Source organism: Stenotrophomonas sp. GL_111, assembly GCF_057835245.1.
Genome location: NZ_CM174421.1, coordinates 2752837 through 2772667 on the forward strand (window position 1 = coordinate 2752837; position 19831 = coordinate 2772667).

General features: G+C 67.3%; 16 protein-coding genes. 7 read left to right on the forward strand and 9 right to left on the reverse strand.

What is annotated here, in order from left to right; translation table 11 throughout:
* Nucleotides 1-222 precede the first annotated feature (222 nt).
* Together AC3IPM_RS12270 and AC3IPM_RS12275 are read left to right on the forward strand one after the other, a co-directional pair.
* Nucleotides 223-696, forward strand: coding sequence for a guanyl-specific ribonuclease (locus AC3IPM_RS12270; protein WP_489300146.1), 474 nt, complete (start codon nt 223-225; stop codon nt 694-696).
* A complete protein-coding gene (locus AC3IPM_RS12275; protein WP_489300147.1) occupies nt 693-1130 on the forward strand; it encodes a barstar family protein in 438 nt (145 codons plus the stop codon). Before AC3IPM_RS12270 ends, AC3IPM_RS12275 begins: the two co-directional genes overlap by 4 nt.
* A 38-nt stretch (nt 1131-1168) precedes the next feature.
* Here AC3IPM_RS12275 and AC3IPM_RS12280 read toward each other — a convergent pair whose 3' ends face one another.
* Nucleotides 1169-2908, reverse strand: coding sequence for a hypothetical protein (locus tag AC3IPM_RS12280; protein WP_489300148.1), 1740 nt, complete (start codon nt 2906-2908; stop codon nt 1169-1171).
* A gap of 9 nt (nt 2909-2917) precedes the next feature.
* On the reverse strand, nt 2918-3517 hold the full coding sequence (locus AC3IPM_RS12285; protein ID WP_489300149.1) for an NfuA family Fe-S biogenesis protein: 600 nt from the start codon (nt 3515-3517) through the stop codon (nt 2918-2920).
* Nucleotides 3518-3609: 92 nt separating this feature from the next.
* On the opposite strand from AC3IPM_RS12285, the gene AC3IPM_RS12290 reads away from it, so the two are divergent.
* The 3 genes from AC3IPM_RS12290 (at nt 3610) to zupT (ending at nt 5283) form a co-directional block, all read left to right on the forward strand.
* Nucleotides 3610-3951 carry a 4a-hydroxytetrahydrobiopterin dehydratase gene (locus AC3IPM_RS12290; RefSeq protein ID WP_489300150.1) on the forward strand — a complete coding sequence of 114 codons (342 nt, stop codon included), beginning with the start codon at nt 3610-3612 and terminating at the stop codon, nt 3949-3951.
* Nucleotides 3952-3955: 4 nt separating this feature from the next.
* Complete coding sequence (locus AC3IPM_RS12295; RefSeq protein WP_489300151.1) at nt 3956-4372, forward strand: energy transducer TonB; 417 nt, start codon at nt 3956-3958, stop codon at nt 4370-4372.
* A 101-nt stretch (nt 4373-4473) separates the two neighbouring features.
* Nucleotides 4474-5283 carry a zinc transporter ZupT gene (gene zupT, locus AC3IPM_RS12300; RefSeq protein ID WP_489300152.1) on the forward strand — a complete coding sequence of 270 codons (810 nt, stop codon included), beginning with the start codon at nt 4474-4476 and terminating at the stop codon, nt 5281-5283.
* A gap of 143 nt (nt 5284-5426) precedes the next feature.
* Here the strand turns inward: zupT and AC3IPM_RS12305 are convergent, their stop codons facing one another.
* Complete coding sequence (locus AC3IPM_RS12305; protein ID WP_489300153.1) at nt 5427-6404, reverse strand: RluA family pseudouridine synthase; 978 nt, start codon at nt 6402-6404, stop codon at nt 5427-5429.
* A 403-nt stretch (nt 6405-6807) separates the two neighbouring features.
* Here AC3IPM_RS12305 and AC3IPM_RS12310 point away from each other — a divergent pair, with 403 nt between their 5' ends.
* The gene (locus AC3IPM_RS12310; RefSeq protein ID WP_489300154.1) at nt 6808-10311 is read left to right on the forward strand and encodes an Rne/Rng family ribonuclease; all 3504 of its coding nucleotides are present in this window, start codon (nt 6808-6810) and stop codon (nt 10309-10311) included.
* 90 nt (nt 10312-10401) lie between these two features.
* Nucleotides 10402-10818 carry a hypothetical protein gene (locus AC3IPM_RS12315; RefSeq protein ID WP_489300155.1) on the forward strand — a complete coding sequence of 139 codons (417 nt, stop codon included), beginning with the start codon at nt 10402-10404 and terminating at the stop codon, nt 10816-10818.
* A gap of 31 nt (nt 10819-10849) precedes the next feature.
* Here AC3IPM_RS12315 and AC3IPM_RS12320 read toward each other — a convergent pair whose 3' ends face one another.
* The 6 genes from AC3IPM_RS12320 to AC3IPM_RS12345 are packed head-to-tail and all read right to left on the reverse strand — an operon-like array spanning nt 10850 to nt 19617.
* Entirely contained in the window at nt 10850-11773 is a 924-nt protein-coding gene (locus AC3IPM_RS12320) for an endonuclease/exonuclease/phosphatase family protein (protein ID WP_489300157.1), read from the reverse strand.
* A complete protein-coding gene (locus tag AC3IPM_RS12325; RefSeq protein WP_489304124.1) occupies nt 11773-14904 on the reverse strand; it encodes a discoidin domain-containing protein in 3132 nt (1043 codons plus the stop codon). The genes AC3IPM_RS12320 and AC3IPM_RS12325 overlap by 1 nt, the downstream gene beginning before the upstream one ends.
* Before the next feature lie 41 nt (nt 14905-14945).
* A complete protein-coding gene (locus AC3IPM_RS12330; RefSeq protein ID WP_489300159.1) occupies nt 14946-15782 on the reverse strand; it encodes a carbohydrate ABC transporter permease in 837 nt (278 codons plus the stop codon).
* The gene (locus AC3IPM_RS12335) at nt 15779-16660 is read right to left on the reverse strand and encodes a carbohydrate ABC transporter permease (protein WP_489300160.1); all 882 of its coding nucleotides are present in this window, start codon (nt 16658-16660) and stop codon (nt 15779-15781) included. The genes AC3IPM_RS12330 and AC3IPM_RS12335 overlap by 4 nt, the downstream gene beginning before the upstream one ends.
* Complete coding sequence (locus tag AC3IPM_RS12340; protein WP_489304126.1) at nt 16657-17970, reverse strand: sugar ABC transporter substrate-binding protein; 1314 nt, start codon at nt 17968-17970, stop codon at nt 16657-16659. Before AC3IPM_RS12340 ends, AC3IPM_RS12335 begins: the two co-directional genes overlap by 4 nt.
* 33 nt (nt 17971-18003) lie before the next feature.
* Complete coding sequence (locus AC3IPM_RS12345; RefSeq protein WP_489300161.1) at nt 18004-19617, reverse strand: glucoamylase family protein; 1614 nt, start codon at nt 19615-19617, stop codon at nt 18004-18006.
* Nucleotides 19618-19831 lie beyond the last annotated feature (214 nt).

Consider the following 19831-nt stretch of genomic DNA (forward strand, 5'->3'; position numbering starts at 1 on the left):
CCGGCGAAGACCGGGCGTTGCGCTGTCGATGATGGGGATGGCCGGGCAGCATACCAAGGGCTGCGTAAAGGAATCTTCGTTGCACGGCATACGCCGCGCGCAGGGCCTGTTACGAAACGGTGACGGAACCGCGCGGTGCCACCGGGCTGTTCGGCTGCGCCTCATCGCCCGGTACGCCGATCGCAGTAGAGTAGTGCCACTTCTTCCAGGCCCTGTCCGCCCATGCGCAAGCCCTTGCTGTTGTTGGTCGCCATCGTGTTGCTGGTCGGCGGCCTGGCCGCGATCAAACTGTCCCAGCGCCCGCCGCCGCCGCAGTTCGCGCCGTCGCTGAGCCAGGCCGATGCACCGCCGGCCACGGCGGGAGCAGACACGCCGTCCCCCAGCCGCACGACCGTGCGCGATGCCCTGCCCGCCTTCCTGCCGGCCGAGGCGCGCCAGACCATTGCCCTGATCCAGCGTGGCGGACCGTTCCCGCACCGCCAGGACGGCAGTGTCTTCAGCAACCGCGAGCAGCGGCTGCCGCAGCGCGCGCGTGGTTACTACCACGAGTACACGGTGGACACCCCGGGCGCCGGCAACCGCGGCGCGCGCCGCATCGTCACCGGTGGCAACCCGCCGACCGGCTGGTTCTATACCGATGACCACTATGAAACCTTCCGCAGTTTCGATGTCCCACCGGCCGGGAGCCCGCCATGACCCATGATGGATTCGAGTTGGGCCTGCATGACATCAACAATGCCGGCGTGTATGCGATCGGCAATGACGATGTCGGCCCGCTGTCGGCGGCGATGCGTGATGCCGGCCTGCGCATCGTGCAGATCGACCTGGACGGCTGCAGCAACAAGCGCACCTTGTTGATGCGACTGGCCGCACGGCTGGATTTCCCGACCGGCTTTGGCGGCAACTGGGACGCGCTGTCGGACAACCTGCGCGACCTGCAGTGGTTGCCGGCCAACGGCTATGCGCTGTTCTTCAGCGATGCCGACGCGCTGCGCGCCGAGGCTGCCGCTGATTTCGACACCCTGCTGGATGTGCTCGACGAGGCCAGCGGCTACTGGAGCGACAGCAACGTGCCGTTCTGGGCGTTCGTGGCCGTGCGCGACGGCGCCGTGGAGCCATCGAACGATTGACGGGGTAGTGCCACGCCATGCGTGGCAACACCGCCCCCTCAGCGGCTGCCGTTGTCTTCCTGCAGCTCTTTCTTGAACGGGATATCCGGCGGCGGTCGCGCCACCGCCGGCTGATCATTCATGTTCGGGTCGGTGAGGCCGCAGCCGCCGCCGAACTGCAGCATCGAGACCACGCAGGAAATCTTGCTGCTGGTGCCCGGGATCGGGATCTCCACCGCCTTGATGCCCTTGCGGACCCACTCGGCCAGCAACGATTCGTTGGGCGCCCAGTACTTGTCGAACGAGGTGGGGGTGTAGTCGTACGGCGGGCGCTTGAGCCAGGTACCCGACTGCGCAATGCGATCCTTGGTCCAGCCATCCTTGTCGCCGCCCGGTGCGCCGCGCTCGCTCTTGCCCGTTCCTGTCAGGTCGGGCACACGGACACCGCCCTGCGCATTGAACAGACTGTCGCCATGACGCCCGGTACTGCTCACCGCGCGGCCGTCGAGATCGCGATCCTGCGGATGGTTGGCCGCACCCCAGTCATCACCACGCCTGGCGGTGGCCCAGTTGCCGGGATCCGGCGCCGGCCGCGCGGCGCTGGGCGCACTGTTGGCAGACGTGGGCGCGGTGCTGCTGCGCGTGGCCGCGCTCGCGGAGGCGGCCGGCGCAGCTGCAGTGGTGGCCGGCGCCGGCGTTGCAGTCGACGCGGTCTCTGCCGGGCGCGGCGCGGCATTGGGAACGGCCCGCTCGCGCACCGCCAGTTCCTGCGAGCGGCGGGGTACCGCGACGTCGCGCTGCGGCACGCGGGCCACGGCGACCGGCGCCGAGGGTGATGGCTGCACCTGCCGCTCGCGCACCTGCAGTTCGCGCTGCGGCACGCTGATCTCCACGCGCGGCCCCGTCACAGTGACCGTCGGCGCAGGCGCCTGGACCACGGTAACTTCGCGCTCGCGCACGCTCACTTCGGGTTGTCGCACCTGTGGTTCGGCGGGGCGCAGCGTCGGCAGCGCGGCGCGCGGCGCGGGCGCCTGCACCGTGCTGACCTCGCGTTCGCGCACCGGCACGTCCTGCACCTCACGCGGTACCACGCGCACTTCGGTGCGCGGCACGCTGGTCGGCGGCACCACGAAATCGGTGGTGGCCTGGGCTACGGCCGTGGCCTGCAGCGGCTGCTCCACGGCCGGGGTGGCAGGGGCCGGTGGCGTCGGCACCGGCTCGCTCGGCAGCGGCGGCGCGGGTGTGGGCTGCGTCACGGCACTGGCCGCACTGCTGGCGGCGTCGGTGGCGGTGGCCGCCGCTTCCGACGGCGTCGGCGCTGCAGCCGCAGGGGGCGCATCGGGCGCACCGCCGCCGTCATCCTGCGGGGTACCACGGCCGACGAATTCAACCTGCACGCGGCTGCCTTCGCCGCCCTCCTCCGGCACCACCGGCGGACGGATCAAGGCGACCCACAACAGCAGCAGCGCGAAGACGACATGCAGGACCAGGCTGATCGCCGCCGAACTCCAGCGCATCCAGCGCTGGTCGCGCGGGGCCGGGTCCCAGCCTTGCCAGAGCAGGCGGCGCACCGCCTGCACGAACCCCAGCGCCGGCAGGCGGCCGCCGGACACCGGCAGTGGCCGCTGGATCAGCTCGGCCACCACCTCACTGGAACGGAAGGGTCGCGGCAGGGGTGACAGCTTGCGCAGCCACAGGCCCCAGCCATACGGCAGGCCGGTGGTTTTTTCGAGGATGAGCTTTTCCGGCTGGCGTGCCAGCAGCCAATCGAGGATGTCGTCAGCCCGGCGCAGTGGCACGCAGCGCGATCAGGCGGCCGTGCCGCGCGGGATATACGGCGCGTTGCCACTGTCGTGGTCGGTCGCGTCGCGTACCGCGGTAATGCCGGGGACCCGCCCCATCAGGGTCTTCTCGATGCCCTGCTTGAGCGTGACATCGGCCATGCCGCAGCCCTGGCAGCCGCCGCCGAAGCGCAGCAGCACCACGCCATCGGCGGACACTTCCTGCACCGCGACCTTGCCGCCATGCGAGGCCAGTTGCGGATTGACTTCGTTTTCCACCACCCAGCGCACGCGTTCCACCAGCGAAGTGCCTTCGGCCGGCGCATCGCCCTTGATCTTCGGTGCCTTGATGGTCAGCTGCTGGCTGCCGGTGGCGTTGCTGACGAAATCGATCTCGGCCCCATCCAGCCAGCCGACGCTGTCGGTGGCCACGTACAGGGTGAAGCCATCGCAGTCGACCGCCCACTCGTCGCCGAGCAGGTCGGCCGGTTCGGCGAACTCCAGCCGGGCGTCGGCGCGCGGGGTGCCGGGGTCGACGGCGCTCAGGCGCACGCCCATCCCGGGCACGGCCTCGCGCTCGATCAACTTGCGGAAATAGGTCTGGGCAGTGTCGGAGATCTGGATCATCGGGCTATTCTAGCGGCTTACTTGTTATGCGCTCATTCGGTTTATACACCGGCCGGCGCATTGTTCAGACATATCTGTATGTGGAGGATTGCATGGCCGACCTGATTCCCCTGGCAATGGCGCATTGCGTACCGCGCAAGGGCAGCGACCACAAGCTGGGCCCGGCCCGCGTGGCCGAACTGCTGGCCCAGGTGCCCGGCTGGGAGTTGGCCGAGAACGGCCAGGCGCTGACCCGCACCTTCCGGTTCGACAACTACCACGGCACCATGGCGTTCGTGAACGCGCTGGCCTGGGTGGCCCACCGCGAAGACCACCACCCCGACCTGGGCGTTCACTACGACCGTGCCGTGGTGCGTTTCTCCACCCACGACGTGGGTGGCCTGAGCGAAAACGACTTCATCTGTGCAGCCAAGGCTGCGGCCCTGACGGAGTGAACCCATGAAACTGCAGTCCCTCGTCCTGTCCAGCATCGCGGTGGCCGCCCTGGCCGGGTGCAACCAGCCGTCCACGCCGGCCGCGCCGGTGGCCGCACCGACCGAGGTGGCCGCGGTGAAGACGCCGCCACCGGAGTACCCGATCGAACTGGCCTGCCAGGGCATCGGTGGCACCAGCACCTTCAAGGTGGTGATCGCCGCCGACGGCAAGCCTGGCGAAGTGGCCGTGGTCACCAGCAGCGGCAATGCCCAGCTCGACGAGCAGGCCAAGAAGGCGGTGGAAGGTTGGCAGTTCAAGGCCGCCACCCGCGCCGGCCAGGCGGTCTCGACCACGATCCAGGTGCCGGTCAGCTTCAACCCGCCGCAACCCAAGCCCGACCAGTGCTTTGCGGTGGAAGAACGGCTGCGTCGCGGCGGCTGATCCCCCATCCACAGTGAGGCCAGCCAGCGCCAACCTCTCCTTATCGCGCCCCGGCAGCATCACGCGGGGCGCGCTGCACATCTACAGGGACGCGTTGACGCATGCTTGAAATCTCCACTGAAAATGTCTGGATCGCACTTGCGGTGACCCTCGCGGCCGGCCTGGCCACCGGGCTGGGCAGCCTGATGGTGCTGTTCTCGCGCCGCCCCAACCCGCGCCTGCTCGCCTTCGGGCTGGCCTTCGCCGGCGGTGCGATGGTGTTCGTGTCGCTGACCGAGATCCTCAACAAGGCGATTGATTCGTTCACCCTCGCCTACGATGCCCGCCTGGGCTTCGCCTACGGCACCGCCGCGTTCCTGGCCGGGGTGCTGTTGATCGTGCTGATCGACCACCTGGTGCCCAACCCGCACGAGAGCCTGGACAAGCAGGACCCGTTGTTCCGCGACAACAACAAGGCCTACATCAAACGGGTGGGCCTGCTGACGGCCATCGCGATCACCGCGCACAACTTCCCGGAAGGCCTGGCCACGTTCTTTGCGATGCTGGAAAGCCCGTCGGTGGGCATGCCGCTGGCCTTCGCCATCGCCATCCACAACATTCCCGAAGGCATCGCGATCGCGGTGCCGGTGTACTTCGCCACCCAGAGCAAGGCCTATGCTTTCGGTGCGAGCCTGCTGTCCGGGTTGGCCGAGCCGGTGGGCGCGGCCATCGGCTATTTCGCGCTGTCGGGGATGCTCAACCACGCCACCTTCGGCTGGGTGTTCGGGATCATCTCCGGGGTGATGGTGTTCCTGGCCCTGGACGAGCTGCTGCCCGCGGCAAAACGCTACGCCAAGGGCCACGAAACCGTGTACGGCCTGGTGGCCGGCATGGGCAGCCTGGCGATCAGCCTCGTCCTGTTCAAATGGTGAACCCAGAGCAATAGCCCGGTAGTGCCGGCCGCTGGCCGGCTCCTCCATGTATAGATCGACACGGTGCAGAGCCGGCCAGCGGCCGGCACTACCGATGCAGGCATGTGCGGTGGTTGCCCGTGCCCAGCCGGGCGACCGGCGGGTTATTTCAACCGGTTCAAGACCTCGGCCAGCTCGTCGGCCAGCGGTGCATTGAGCAGGTACGGGGTCTTGCCGGCGTCCAGCGCGAACTCCAGCGAGGCGGCGTGCAGGAACAGGCGTTTGAGCCCGATCTGCTCGCGAAGCCGCTTGTTGACGTCCGGATCGCCGTACTTGTCGTCACCGGCGACCGGGTGACCCAGGTGCTGGGCGTGCACGCGGATCTGGTGGGTGCGCCCGGTTTCGATGCGTACCTCGCAGTACGAATGCCCGCCCTTGCGCTCCAATACCTTGAAGTGGCTGATCGACTCCTTGCCGATCGGATTGACCTGAACATGGCGCTCCCCGCCCTGGCGCAGGCCCACGTGCAGCGGGGCATCCACGGTCATGGTGCCGTCGGGCATGCGCCCGACCAGCAGGGTCAGGTAGTGCTTGCGGATGCCCGACCCATGGTCTTCACGCAGCAGTGCCTGCAGTTCGCTCAGCGCCGAGCGCTTCTTGGCCACGATCAGCAGGCCGGAGGTGTCGCGGTCCAGCCGGTGCACCAGTTCCAGGGTCTTGCCCGGGCGCAGCGCGCGCAGGGTTTCAATCGCACCGAAGCTGATCCCGCTGCCGCCATGACTGGCCACACCGGACGGCTTGTTCAGCGCCAGCAGCCGATCGTCTTCGAACACGATGGCATCTTCCAGCCGCTTCATGAACGCGGCGGGTGGGCCGGCCTTGTCGCCTTCTTCGGCGACCCGGACCGGCGGCACCCGGACTTCATCGCCCGGCTCGAGCTTGCGCTCGGCCTTGGCGCGGCCGCCATTGACCCGGACCTGGCCGCTGCGCACCAGCTTGTAGATCAGGCTGCGCGGTGCACCCTTGAGCTGACCGAGCAGGAAGTTGTCCAGGCGTTGCCCGGCGCGATCGGCCGGGACAGTGATCATACGTACGCTGGTCATGGCTTCAGCGGCTTTGGGGGTGGGTTCGGTGTCGGTCATTGGCCTTTTATTCTGTTACACTCGGCGGGCGAGATAAGGGATTGATTTCGTTGGAAGTTGTTCTGGGCCAGAAGCCCGACTTCCCGCGATTCCGGCACAGTGCGCAGCCACCGCCCCCGGGGCGGCCATGTTAGCGGCTCACCGGCGGTCCCGGCCATCGCCGGATGCCTGACAAGCATCTGCGCTGAAAAAATGTCCCTGTGGCGCTCCAGCCTGCTGACAGCTGCCTCCGGCCCAGAACCACCCAAACCAAAACAAATGAAGCGCTCCCGCGGCCTGCCGTGGTGTTGTAGCGCTGGAAACCCAAGCCGCCCTCCCCGCGCATGCGCGATGGGCGTCGAAGCGTGACCAGAAGCGAAACCCCATGGCGTTCCGCGCGGTAGCAGCGCGCGAGGAACGCAAAATGAAGCGAATGCTGATCAATGCCACGCAGGCTGAAGAGCTGCGGGTAGCCATCGTGGATGGCCAGACGCTGTACGACATCGACATCGAACAGCCGTCCAAGGAACAGAAGAAGTCGAACATCTACAAGGGCCGCATCACGCGCCTTGAACCTTCGCTGGAAGCGGCCTTCGTCGAGTACGGTGGCGAGCGCCATGGCTTCCTGCCGCTGAAGGAAATCTCCCGCGATTACTTCGCCGCTGGCGTCGACCACAACAAGGCCGGCATCCGCGAGCTGCTGCGTGAGGGCCAGGAAGTGGTGGTCCAGGTCGACAAGGAAGAGCGTGGCAACAAGGGCGCCGCCCTGACCACGTTCATCTCCCTGGCCGGCCGCTACATGGTGCTGATGCCGAACTCGCCCACCGCCGGTGGCGTGTCGCGCCGGATCGAGGGTGAAGACCGCGCCGCGCTGAAGGAAGCGCTGGACAAGCTGGACATCCCCGACGACATGGGCGTGATCATCCGCACCGCCGGCGTCGGCCGCGATGCCGAAGAGCTGCAGTGGGATCTGGACTACCTGCTGCAGGTCTGGAAGGCCATCGCCGAAGCGGCGCTGACCAAGCCGGCCTCGTTCCTGATCTACCAGGAATCGCGCCTGATCGTGCGCGCCCTGCGCGACTACCTGCGCGCCGATGTCGGTGAGATCCTGGTCGATACCGAAGAACTGTATGAAACCGCCCGCGAGTTCATGCAGCAGGTCATGCCGCAGACCCTGCGCAAGCTCAAGCATTACAAGGACGATATCCCGCTGTTCAACCGCTTCCAGATCGAATCGCAGATCGAAGGCGCGTATGAACGCAATGTGCGTCTGCCGTCGGGTGGCTCGATCGTGGTCGACCAGACCGAAGCGCTGACCGCCATCGACGTCAACTCCTCGCGCGCCACCAAGGGCAGCGACATCGAGGACACCGCGTTCCAGACCAACCTGGAAGCGGCCGAAGAAGTGGCCCGCCAGCTGCGCCTGCGCGACCTGGGCGGCCTGGTGGTCATCGACTTCATCGACATGGCCTCCAACAAGCACCAGCGCGAAGTCGAAAACCGCCTGCAGAACGCGCTCAAGTACGACCGTGCGCGCGTGCAGCTGGGCCGCATCTCGCGCTTCGGCCTGATGGAAATGAGCCGCCAGCGCCTGCGTCCGAGCCTGGGTGAGTCCAGCCAGATCGTCTGCCCGCGTTGCGATGGCCACGGCCGCATGCGCAGCGTTGAGTCGATGTCGCTGTCGATCATCCGCGTGGCCGAAGAGCATGCGATGAAGGAGAACACCGGGCAGGTGCTGGTCCAGGCCCCGGTCGAGATCGCCAACTACCTGCTCAACGAGAAGCGTGGTGCCCTGCGCGAAATCGAACTGCGTCATGACGCGCCGATCGTGATCGTCGCCGATGAGCAGCTGCACACCCCGCACTACGAAGTGACCCGCCTGCGTGAAAACGAGCTGGGCGAAGAGAGCGGCAAGCCGAGCTACCAGCGCGGCACCCCGCGCAAGCTGCCGGTGCACGCCCTGACCAAGGCCCAGCTGAACATCCCGGTCGCCCCGGTGGTGACCCAGGTCAAGCACAGCCAGCCGGCCCCGGTGCGTGACGCCCCGGAACCGGAAGCCGCACCGGCCCCGGTTGCCCCCGTCGCCGTTGCTGCCCCGGCCGCTACCGGCGTGGTGGGTTGGCTCAAGCGCATCTTCGGTGGTGAACCGGCTCCGGCCGCCGCACCGCAGGCGGGCAACCGCCCGGCCCAGGATGGCAACCGCAACAACCGCAACAAGGACCGCAACGGCAAGGACCGCAACGGTCGCCGCGATGAGCGTGGCGAGCGCGGTGGCAATGGCGGCGCGCAGGCGCAGGGCCAGAACCGTGGCAAGGACCGTGGTGAGCGCGGCGAGCGCGGTGGCAAGAACGAGCGTCGCGATGAGCGCCGCCAGGACGTTGCCGCCGCCCCGGGCAACGGCAATGCCGCCCAGGTCCAGGCACCGGGCCAGACCCAGCCGAAGCAGCGCAACGAGCAGCAGCCGGCGAAGCCGCGCAATGAACAGCAGCAGCAGCCGAAGCTGAAGCAGAAGCAGAACCCGCCGCGCCAGCAGAACGAAGCGGACAAGGCCGTTGCCGGTGACAAGCCGGCACGCCAGCCGCAGGCCGATGCACCGAAGCCGGCCAACACCGCCGCACCGGTCGCTGCCGATGCCGCCGTGATCGCCGCCGCGGCGCTGACCGTGACCGATGCGGGCACCACCGCGCCGGTCCAGGCACAGACCACGCCTGCGCCGAGCACCGACACCGAAGACGGTCAGCTGATCGTCGGCGAAGCCGGTGAACAGAACGATGCCGGCAATGCCGACGACGCCAATGGCGAAGGCGCCTCGCGCCGCCGTCGTGGCCGTCGTGGTGGCCGTCGTCGTCGTCGTGGCAATGGCGAGCAGGCCGCAGGCAGCGATGGCCTGAACGGTGATGACGCCGGCCTGGACGATGACGGTGATGACCAGGACGGCGATCAGGCCGACCAGGACGCCACCCAGAGCGCCCATGCCGAGCGCCAGGCCGCCAACAGCGGCCAGCCGCAGCCGGAGTTCGAGTTCGACGATGAAGCCGGTGCTGCGCCTGCCGCCGCCCCGGTCCCGGCCGCCGTCCAGGCCCCGCGCCCGGCCCCGGTAGCCGCCGTGGCCGCCGCTGCCCCGGCCGCCGTGGTCAGCAGCCCGGTGGTGACCGCCGGTCACAGCGAACCGGCCCCGGTGGTCGAGGCTGAGACGCGGACGCCGTCGTACACCGATCGCGTGCCGTTCGTGGAATCGCCGATGCCGGTGGAAGCGGCCAAGCCGGCCGCGGTTGCCGAGGCGCCGAAGCCGGTGACGGTGGAGCGCCCGGTGCAGCCGGTCAGCGCACCGCTGGAAACCGCGCCCGTAGCCCCGGTGGCTGAAGTGCGCCCGGCGGTGGTCGACGTGGCCCCGGTGGCCGTTGTGGCGGCACCCGTGGCACCTGCCGCGCCGGCCCCGGTCGTGGCGGAAGCCGCGCCGGTCATCGCCGCGCCGGTCGCTGCGCCTGTGGTTGCTGCGCCGGTCGCCGACGTGCCCAAGCCGGTCGCGGCAATTGTCGAAGCACCGATGCCGGTGGAAGCACCGAAGCCGCAGGCGCCGGTCGAGGCCGCTGTCGCCCCGGCGGCCGTGGTTGAAGCCGCGCCGGTGGTGGAAGCCAAGGCCCCGGTCGAAGCCCCGGTGCAGACCAGCATGCTGGATGCCGCCGTGGCCGCCCCGGTCGCTGCCGCCCCGGTCGCTGCTGCGCCGGTGGCCAAGCCCGAGCCGGTAGAGCCCGCGCCGGTCGTGCATAACGGCCAGCTGTTCGGCAGCGCTGCCAGCGAGGTCCCGGCCAGCACGGATGCCGCTGCACAGGCGGCACACGCCGAAGCCCGCGAGGACATCCCCACCGATGTCGCGCAGGTCGAAGACGCGCCGAAGCAGGATGAGGAAAAGAACGACAAGGCCTGATTCCGGCCGAGTCGTGGCAACACCCAGACAGCGGCCTTCGGGCCGCTGTCTGCGTTTGGGTCCCGCGCCAGGCTGTGCCATGCTCGCGGCATGACAACCTCCCGCTTCTGGCCATGTACTGCGTTGCTGGTGTGCGGGCTGTCCGCCTGCAGTCGCAGCCCGCCGTCCCTGCCGCCACTGCCCCTGAGCAAGGCCGCGATCGCGGTGCGGGATGCGCCGCCGGAGCGGCATTTCCGCGGCACGCTGGCCGGCCAGCAGATCGAGTTGATCGCACACGACTGCAAGGTATTCCGGGTCGAGCACGGCGCGCCACAGGTCATCACCCTGCACCAACTGGTGGCGCCGGAGCCCTACCCGTTTTTCACCGTCTGCGACCGGCAGTCATTGCGCTACGAAGACGGTGCCGTGGTGGCCGTGTTGGGGCGCATGGCGTTCGGCGCCGGGGGCTGCTGTGCCAGCGGCGGTACCTGGCGATCCGAAGATGGGCAGACCTGGAAAGAGCAGTAGCGAACGCGACGGACCGTGCGTTCGGCCGCGCCTAGGGCGCGGCGGTGCTGTCGGCGCCGTCGGGCGCGAACTGCAGGCGCGTCCACACGCCGTAGTGGTCCGACGCCCAGCGGCCTTCCGCGTAGGGTTGGTCGAACAGCAGCTTCGCTTCACGTGCCAGCAGGCGGTCCTGCTGGAAGAAGATGTGGTCGATGCGCGAAGGCGCCTCGTAGTAGTGCCGGTTGAGCGTGCTGACCTGGGCCAGTTCGTTGTTGACGTGCACGCTGCCGAAGCTGTCGCCGTAGCGCTGGCGCAGCGCGCTGAGGTCGCCGGCATCGACCAGCGCATTGAAATCCCCGGCGATCACCACCGGTGCATCGGCGGCGGTGGCGGCGATGAAGGCGAGCAGATCGGCAACCTGTTCGGCGCGGATGCGGCTGCCGCTGTCGTCGGAGCGTTCGTTGAGATGGGTGGCGTAGACATTCACCGGCCGGCCATCGACATCGATGCGCAGGTGGGCCACGGTGCGGTAATCACCCAGCGGGGCCAGCAGGTGTTCGTTGCGGGCCAGTACCGGGCGCCGGGTCAGCAGTGCGTTGCCGTAGCGCTTGAAGCGCCCGGGCGGATCGGTGGAGACGAACTGGTAGTCATAGCCGAGTTTGCGCGCCAGCCACGCGGCCTGGTTGCGGACGTGCGGCTTCTGGATCACTTCCTGCAACGCGATCGCATCCGGGCGCAGCGCCTGCAGTTCGCGCAGGATCACCTTGCGTCGTGCGGGCCAGTCCTCACGGTCGTGGTGCAGGTTGAAGGTCACCATGCTCATGCCCGGCGCGGTGGCCACCTCGGCGGTTGCCGTGACCGCACGCGGTGGCGTTGCGGGTGCGGCCAGTGCCGCCGCGCTGGCCAGCAGGCTCGCGCCGATCACGCCCAGCACTGCGGCACGCCGCAACCACGCCCCACGCGATGCCCTCGCCATCACGGCGCCTTGCGCTCGGCGCGACGCACCGCGGCGGGAACTTCGATCTCGACCTTGGCCGGGACCTGAGTGATGCGCAGCTCACCGTTCAACCACTGCGCCGGCTCACCGTTGATGGTGGTATCGCCCGGCTCGCCGCTGTACGGCCACGGCAGGATCACGCCGCCGTTGGGCGGCACCAGCCCGGCCGACAGCTCCAGGGTCAGCTGTTTGTCGCTGCGGCTGAGCGCGTAGTTGAGCAGGCCATTGGGGGTGCGCAGGCCCTTGATCGCCACGCCCTTGCCTTCCAGCCACCGCGACGGTACGCCGGCCGCGAGCACCAGGCTGTCGTCGACATCACGGCTGTAGGCGAACATGTCCAGCGCCGAGCGCACGAAGTCCGATGCCACCCACGCATGCGGCAGGTCACCGACGAAGAACGGTTTGCGCGGGGTGTGCGAGACCACTTCGGCCCACTGGTTCCAGGCCTGCGGTGCACGGTCCTTGAAGAAGAACTCGGTGGCCTGCCAGGCGCGGTCGCGCCAGCCCAGGCGCACGAACGCGGCCACGTTGCGCCACTCGTACGGGGTGTAGTCCTTCCACTCGCGCTTGCCGTCGCGACGCTGCTCGAACTGCGTCCAGTAGCGCTCGAAGGTGTTGTTCAACTGCGGCTGCGGCAGGCGGCCCTGTTCGCCGGCCGGGGCCAGGGCGATGGTGGTGGAGGTGGCATCGAAATCGCCCAGCTCGGCCGCGCCGGGCAGGTAGTCGATCTTGTGCTGCGCCATCGCCGATTGCAGCGAGGCCTGCAGGTCGTCACGGAACTGGTCGCGCGATTCGCTGATGTGCATCGCCTCGGCCTTGCCCAGGGTGCTGGCGATGATCGCCGCATCCTTGTAACCGCGCAGCGCCCAGAAGTTGTCCCAGTACGAGTGCATCGGCTTGGCCGAATAGCCTTCGTGACTGATCGACACCGGCATCATGCCGTAGAAGGCCGGATTGCGAGCGCGGTTCTCTTCGGTGCGCTCGCTCAGGCGCAGCTGCTCCATGTAGCTGTAGGCGCCCTGCACGTGCGGCCACATCAGTTCCAGGAAGGTGCTGTCGCCGGTGTAGCGCCAGTACTCGGCGATATTGAAGATCAGCTCGCCATGGCTGTCGTTCTCCGGCACCGGGTCGCTGCCGCGTGCATCCACGCAGCACGGCACTTTGCCGTTGTCGAACTGATAGGGCGCGTACCAGGTGACGTACTCGCGCACCGCATCGCTGCGGCCCATCCGCAGCAGGCCTTCGGAAATCATCGCGCCATCGCGGATCCAGCTGCGCGAGTACGAGCGCGTGCCCGGCTGCAGGCTCGGCCCAATCCGCGAAATCAGCATGTGCGCCAGCGCGGTGCGCAGCGTGTCGGCGAGCGGCTTGCCGGCCGCGGGAACCTGCAGGCTGACCTGGTCCAGCTTGGTGCGCCACATCGAGGCGACCTGCTGTTGCGCCTTGGCCGCATCGAAGTCCTTGGGCGTGGTCCAGTTGCCGGTCTGCGGCAGCACGATGGCGATCTCGCGGCTCTGCCCGGGTTCGAGCTTCCAGCGGTACAGCAGCGCCCCGCTGGCCAGCCCGGTGGCGTCCTTGACCTCGGTGGCGGACGGCAGCGTGCCGCTGGCCAGATGCATCACCTCCAGCTTGCTGTCGAAGGCCGATGCAAAGGCGGCGTCGGGTGCCTGCAGCGGGTACAGCCGCGGCTTGCCGTTGACATCCACATGAGTGGGATCGACGGCGAGGTTGTCGATCCGGCTGAAGCCGCCGACAGTGTTGAGGAACTGGGTCGGCGGGTTGACCTGCCACGGGCGCACGGCCAGCGCCAGGGTGTATTCGTGGGCCACCTTGTCCGGGTTGCGCAGGGTATAGCGACCGATCAACTGGGCATTGTCCGGGGTGCCCTGGACGAAACCGGTGACCTGCAGCGCGGCTTTGGGATGGGCCCAGTCGACACTGGCGATGGGCAGGTAATCATCCTGCAGCGATTGGCTGGCCGTGACGTCGGCCCAGCTCAGCACCTTCTTGTCGACCACCACGAACGGCTCGACGCTGAAGCTGGACTTGGCCACTTCCAGCGCGCCATCTTCACCGATCAACGCCTGCTCGCGGCCACCGTCCAGACCCAGCAGGGTCCAGTACGGCTGCTCGCCACTGAAGCCGCGCGGCACCGAGCCACGCGGCAGATCGGCCCCCACCGACTGGATGAAATCATTCGGGGTGTCGGCAAAATCCAGCGGTTTGAGGGTGATGTCACGGATGCCGTAGCGCCAGCTCGGGCCCGCCTTCAGATCAAAGCGCAGGTAGCGCGCCTCGGTATCCGGCAGCGCCAGCCAATCGCGGCCACCGCCGCCGGCGGTGACTTCGCGCAGGGTCTTCCAGCTGCGGCCGTCGGCGGAGGATCGCACCACGTAGCGCGTCGCCTCCAGGCCCGGCACCCACTGGATCACCGCGCCGCCGAACTCACGCACTTTGTACAGGTCCAGGCTGATGGTCTGCTCGGCGACGCCACCGCTGATCCACACCGTGTCCGGCTTGCCATCCACGATGCGGTTCTGCAGCGCGGTGGCGGTGTCGGCGATCACCGCAGGATTCAACGCCGAGGTGTCCTGCGGCGGCAGCGCCTGCAGGGTGAGCCGGTCGAAGCAGACCGTGCCCTTGCCACCGACCTTGCTGTACAGCGTGAACTCGATCGCCTTGCTCTGGGTCAGGGTCTTGTCCGCCCCCGGGCCCCAGGCCTTGTCGATCTGGCGCTTGCGGTACTGCACGCTGCTCCAGTTCTTCGGGAAGCTGTAGCCGGGCCGGTTGACCCACCACACGTTGTCGCCGCTGGCGTCGATCAACTTGAACTGCAGGTCGTTGGCAGGCGAGTCGCCGCGCAGCTGGAAACCGAACTGGTAGTTGTCCGGGTAATCGATGGACAACTCGCGGCGCAGCCCAACGTAGCCGGACACCTCATGGAAGTCGTAGTCCACGCACAGCGCGCGCCCGCCGCCGTTGCCGGCGACGCTGCGCAGCGAGCCGCTGACCTGGTCGGACACGACCAGCTTCCAGGGGCTCATGTCATCGAAGCTGTCCAGCACCTTGGGGGCCGGCAACGGCGCCGGCGGTGCAGCCGAGGCTGCCAGTGACCAGACCAGACCCAGACCCACCGCGACGACGGCATGCTTCACCCTTTGACACTCCCCAGCAACAGACCTTGGATGTAGTAACGCTGCAATGCCAGGAACAGCAGCAGCACCGGAACCACCGTGACCACCGCGCCGGCCATCATCATTTCGACATCCATGATGTGTTCACGCGACAACGTGGCCAGGGCAACCGGCAAAGTGTAGTGCTCCTGGTCGGTCAACACGATCAACGGCCACATGAAATCGTTCCAGGCGCCCATGAAGGTGAAGATCGACAGGGTCACCAGCACCGGCTTGAGCATCGGCAGCACGATCTGGAAGAAGATCCGCAGCTCCCCTGCCCCGTCGATGCGCGCCGCTTCGAGCAGCTCATCGGGAATCGAGCGTGCGTACTGGCGCACCAGGAAGATGCCGAACACCGAGGCCAGCGCCGGCACGATCACGCCACCGAAACTGTTGACCAGGCCCAGCTGCTTCATCAGCAGGAACAACGGCAGCATCGCCACCTGCGCCGGGATCACCAACGCGGCCAGCAGCAGCTGGAAGATCCGCTCGCGGCCGGCGAAGCGCAGCTTGGCGAAGGCGTAGCCGGCCATGGTGTTGAGCAGCAGCGAACCCAGCGTGATCGCCAACGACACGCCCAGGCTGTTGACGAAGTTGTTGCCCATGCCGGTACGCGCGAACAACTCGTGGTAGTTCGCGGTGGTCAGCGAGGACGGCAGCAGCGGCGGCGGGAAATGCGCCGCCTCGCCGGTTGGCATGAACGACACCGACAGCATCCACAGCAACGGCGCCAGGCTGACCGCGGCCAGCACCAGCAACCCACCATTGACCCACCATGCATGCCAGCGCGACTGGCCGATTTCACGACTCATACCAACTGCCTCTTGCGGCCGAAACGCAGCATCACGCTGGTGACGGCCAGGATGATCAGGAACAGCAGGAACGCCACCGCGGAGGCACGTCCCAGGTTCCACCACTTGAAGCCTTCCTCGAACATGAAGTACAGCACGCTGACGGTGCTCTGCAGTGGGTCGCCACGGGTCATCACGTAGGGTTCGGCGAACAGCTGGAAGTAACCGGACACGGTGATCACCCCGACCACCAGCAGCACCGGGCCGAGCATCGGCAGGGTGATGTGCAGGAACTGCTTCCAGCGCGAGGCGCCATCGATGCGCGCGGCCTCGTAGAGGTCATGCGGAATCGCCTGCAGGCCGGCCAGGAAGATCACCATGTTGTAGCCGAAGTTCTTCCACACCGCGAACAGCATGATGGTTGGCATGGCCCAGTTCGGGTCGCCCAGCCAGTCGATCGGGTTGATGCCGATATGGCCCAGGCCGTAGTTCACCAGGCCATAGCTGGTGTGGAACAGGTAGCGCCAGATCACCGCCACCGCCACCAGCGTGGTCACCACCGGGGCGAACAAGGCGGTGCGGAACAGCGCCTTGAAGCGCGCGGCCGGGGCGTTGAGCAGCATCGCCGCGCCCAGCGACACGCCGATCGACAACGGCACGCCCACCACCACGAAATAGGTGGTGTTCCACAACGACTTCCAGAACATCGGGGTCTGCAGCAGGTCGATGTAGTTGCCCAGCCCGACGAAGCGCAGGTTGGCACCGTCGGCCAGCGCGTACAGGTCGAAGTCGGTGATGCTCAGCGCCAGCGCCGAGAACACCGGCAGGCCGAAGAACACGCCGATCACCAGGATGGCCGGGCCGGCGAAGATCCAGCCGGCGAGCGAACGCTGCTTCATGGTGCCGCTCCCGTGGCCACGGCACTGGAATGCAGATCGTTTTCGGCAGCCTTCTGCCCGCCCTGCTGTTCGTGCATCCAACGACGCTTGGCGAGGACCTTGTCCACGCGTTTGTCCAGTTCCTTCACTGCCACATCCTGATCAAGGCCACCGCGCACCACCTGTTCGGTGATGATCCGCATTTCCTGCACGATCCGCTCCCACTCCAGCACCTTCGGGGTCGGCTTGACCCGCTCGAGCTGGTCACGGAACGGCTGTGCCAGCGGGTCGTTGGCCAGCGAGGGGTATTCCCAGGTGCTGCGCCGTGGCGGCAGGTCGCCGATGATGGAATGGAAGCGCTCCTGGATCGCCGGACGCGACAGGAACTCGATCAGCTTCCACGAGGCTTCCTTCTGCTGCGAGGAGCGGAAGATCACCAGGCTGGTGCCACCGGCGATGCCTGCACCCGGGCCGTCCGGACCCGGCAGTGCGGCGGTGCCCCACTGCCCTTCCAGTTCCTTGGGCTGCAGCTTCTTGAACTCACGGATGTTCCAGGGGCCGGACAGGTAGAACACGTTGAAGCCACGGAAGAACTCGTCCCAGACATTGGAGATCTGGGTCTCGGACATGCGCGGCGCCCAGCCCTGGGCGAACATGTTTTCGTAGAAACCCAGCGTACGACGGAAGCCCGGGCTGCTGAAATTGCCGCGGGTGTTGTCGTCGCGCAGCAGCGGATCGGGCTGCTGCAGCGCGAAGGACAACTGCTGCTCGAACTCGTTGATCGGCATCAGCACCGCGTAGCGCTTGGGCCCCTGCATCTTTTTGATCGCGGCCATCATCGTGTTCCACTCGTCCCAGGTGCGCGGCGGGTGGTCGAAGCCGGCCTTGGCCAGCAGGTCCTTGCGGTAATACAGCAGGCGCGTGTCCACGTACCACGGCACCCCGACCAGCTCGTCGTGGATCAGGTTGGTATCCCAGATGCCCTGGAAGTAGTCGGCCGGGTCCACCACCTTGGACTGCGCCACGTAGGGCTGCAGCGGGGTGAGCGTGTTGAGCTCGGCGAACTCCGGGATCCAGGTGTTGCCAAGCTGGCACACGTCCGGCAGGCCATCGGCGGCGAACGCGGTCAGCAGCTTTTCATGCGCCGCCGTCCACGGGATGTTCTGCACATCAACCTGGATGCCGGGGTTCTCAGCCTCGAACTCGCGGATCAGCCCGCTCACCACTTCGGCCTCACGGCCCATCGCCCAGAACCGCACGGTGACCCCTTCGGGCTCCTTTTGGCAGGCACTCAACAACACACTGCCCAGGAGCAGCAGCAACAAACTCAACCCCAGCTTCGGGCGCGACATCGATGGCACTGCTTACTTCCCCTGCGGCTGGTTGCGGTTGGAGTTGGAACTGTTCTTCTGTTCCTGGGCGGCGGCGGCGCGCGATTCGGCAATGCCGACCGAGCGCGCTGAAGCGGCCTTTTCATCTTTCTGCAGCTCCATCGGCTGCTGCTCGCCTTCCGGGGTCAGCCAGCCGCCGCTGAAACCGGCGCGCTCCAGGCCCTTGCGGATATGCGGGTTCTTCTTCATCACGTCCCAGACGAAATCGTTCCGGTAGTTGGCGATCATGGTCAGGATCGGGCCCTGGTCGATGCCGATGTAGTCACTGGCCACCCAGCCGCGATCGGGCACCAGCCGACCGGTCTTGATCGGGATGTCGTAGTTGAAACTGGGGTTGAAGGAATCCAGGAAGCCGTAGCTGGAATAGATGTAGTCGCCGTAGCGCTTGTGCATCTCCAGCGTGGCCGGAATCACTTCTTCCGGGGCGAACACCACCGAGGCGATCGCCGCGGTCGGGGCGATGGTGCCGTCGTCGAAGTTCTCGCGCAGGCCGGCGCCGCGCGAAGAGTAATGGCGGAACTGGCGCTGCTCGCCGCGGTATTCCTGCGTGGTGTTCTGCGGGCCATCGCTGGCGGTCAGGCCCCACACGTTCTCACCGTAGTCCTTCCAGTTCATCGGGTTGGCGATGGCGTACTCGCGCTGGGACAACGCCGCCGAACGGCTGTTGAGGAAGTACGTGCTGCCCCGCTCGCGCATGTAGGCATCCTGGATGTCGCGGAAATCGACCCAGACATGCGTGTACTGGTGGCCGAACAGCGGGCCGAACGACAGGTATTCCTGGCCCTGGTACACGCCCCAGTCGTTGTCATACGTGCGCGTCCATACCGTCCACGCATCCGGGCTGACCGGATGGGTCGGCGAACCGAGCGCAAGGATGTAGACCATCATTGCCTCGTTGTAGCCCATCCAGTCGTGGTCGATGAAGCCGCTTTCCGGGAACCAGCCCATCGAGATCAGCGGCGCACGCTGCTGCAGCCACGGCCAGTCCACGCGCTTGTACAGCGTCTCGGCGATGTCGCGGATTTCCTTCTCGCGGGCATCGTCACCGGTGTAGTACGACTGCGCGAACAGCACGCCCATCATCAGCAGCGCGGTGTCCACGCTGGACAGTTCCACCCAGCTGTCATAGCGGCGGCCCTGCTGCATGTCCAGGAAGTGGTAGTAGAAACCCTTGTAGCCGCCCTTGCCGGTGCGCTGCGGGCCCATCGGCAGGTCGCGGAAGAACTTCAGCGTCAGCAGGGTGCGGTCCACCGCCTGGGTGCGGCTGACCCAGCCGTTCTCCACGCCGATCGGATAGGCGGTCAGCGCGTAGCCCACCGCAGCGATGCTGGCGAACGGGCGCGAGGGGTAGCGGTCCGGGCTGAGCCCGTTGACCTCGTTGGTGGTGTCCCAGAAGAACTGGAAGGTGCGGCGTTCGATATCGTCGAACAGCGGCGGCAGCTCCGGCTTCATCGGGCGCGGCGGCACGTCGGCCTCGACCAGGATCACTGGCGGCTTGGGTTTTTCCGGCGTGTCCTGCGCCTGCTTCTGGCAGCCGGCCATCGCCACGGACAGCAATGCCAGCGAAACCACCCGACGTGCATTCATCGACCACCACCCTTTACGCATGTTCGTGCTGGAGAGCATAGCCTCAACCAAGCTGAAATCGTTTACAGATCCCGGGCCAAAAAAATCCGCCCGGGCGGATATCGCTGTACCGCACACGCGCTTGCCCACTGCGGGAGGGCAAGCGCCTGTGCAGTCCGCCGGTCGGCCTGGGCCGGCCGGCGGTGCTGCCCCGGCATCGCCCGTGAGGACGATG